The following is a 1,330-nucleotide window of genomic DNA, read 5'->3' as shown; positions in this document are numbered from 1 at the left end:
TGAGCAACCGGAAACATTGGTAACGTTTTGGACCGATGACATAGGTAACACTTTTTGCCTCTGATCACCGCCTGGACCCGGGTCTGGATCGCGGTCCAGACCCGGGTTTTTCCAGGCCGGCCCTGCCCCGCAGAGTGCCCAGGGCGAGGGGGCCATACTTCACAAGCCAGACATCGTCGGCGATGGGGAACAGCCCCAGCGGTTCGCCGACCAGCACCTCACTGACGAAGAGCGTGGTGCCCCGCCACTTGATCTCGCCGTTGTGACGCACTCGCCGGACAAGGGCGTCCGCTGGGTACTCCGGGGATCGGAGAACGCCGTCGAAGGCTCTGGCCGATGGCCGGAAGACCGAGGCTGGCGGTTTCTGTCCCAAGGCCTCGTGTGGCCGCTCTTCGTTGAATGCCTCCCGGAACACCGCAAACCGCTGTATTTGCTCACGCAGGCTCCGCGCCGCAGGCGAGGCCGTATCCTGGAGGAGGGTCAGGTGCATCCGCTCGTGCCGGCCGTTCTGCTGAGGCTTGCCCGGTGCAATGCGTTCCGGCCGGACCCCGGCCTTGATCAGACGCACGGCCAGTCGCGACAGCCCCGCCACACCCCGCCCCGCGAACGGGGGCCCATTGTCGCTGCGCAGCGCCACGGGCAGGCCGTGCTCCCGGAAGGACGACTCCAGCATCGGCCAAACATCCTCCGTCGTTGTCCCATTCAAGGCCTGACAGACGAGCAGGTACCGGCTGAACCCGTCCGTCACCGTGAACGGCTCCACTCGCGTGCCATCCCCGGTCAGGAACCATCCCTTGAAGTCCATGCACCACACGTCGTTCGGCGCCACGCAGGACTGGAACGGCTCCGACTGCGGTAGCACTCGGCGGCGGCGTTTGCGCGGATGCGTCAGACCATGCCGGTCCAGAACCTCGCCGATCGTGCTCGCCGCCGGCCAGGCCCGGTCCGGATCGTGATCCTCCAGCCAGGCTTTGATCTTCCGTGGGCCCCACGTTCCATGACATCGACGGACCGAGATCACCGCCTCGATCTCCGCCTGGCTCACGGATCGCGCATTGCCATGCGGGGCCCGCGACCGGTCCTCCAAACCCGCCGGCCCCGCACGCGCATACCGCTCAAGCCACTTGTACCCAACCCGACGGCTGATCCCGAACCGGCGGCACAACGCCGCCTTCGTATCGTCCTTGTTCAGGCAGGCCGTCACAAACCGAAGACGCTCGTCCATCACACAGGTCTCTTTCCAAACCATGGCCGCACCTCCGCGACCATCTTGACGACCTGTTACCCATGTCTCCGGTCTGTTCTGTTACCTATGTATCCGGATTGGACC

At 65.3% G+C, this 1,330-nt stretch carries 1 protein-coding gene; it reads right to left on the bottom strand.

From position 1 onward, the window contains the following. Nucleotides 1–64: 64 nt before the first annotated feature. Nucleotides 65–1,249 carry an integrase core domain-containing protein gene (locus GGD82_RS20735; RefSeq protein ID WP_246164033.1) on the bottom strand — a complete coding sequence of 395 codons (1,185 nt, stop codon included), beginning with the start codon at nt 1,247–1,249 and terminating at the stop codon, nt 65–67. Nucleotides 1,250–1,330 lie beyond the last annotated feature (81 nt).

This window comes from Roseospira marina (genome assembly GCF_014197855.1).
In the GTDB taxonomy this organism is placed as follows: Bacteria; Pseudomonadota; Alphaproteobacteria; order Rhodospirillales; family Rhodospirillaceae; genus Rhodospira; species Rhodospira marina.
This window is presented reverse-complemented; position numbering and strand designations above follow the sequence as displayed.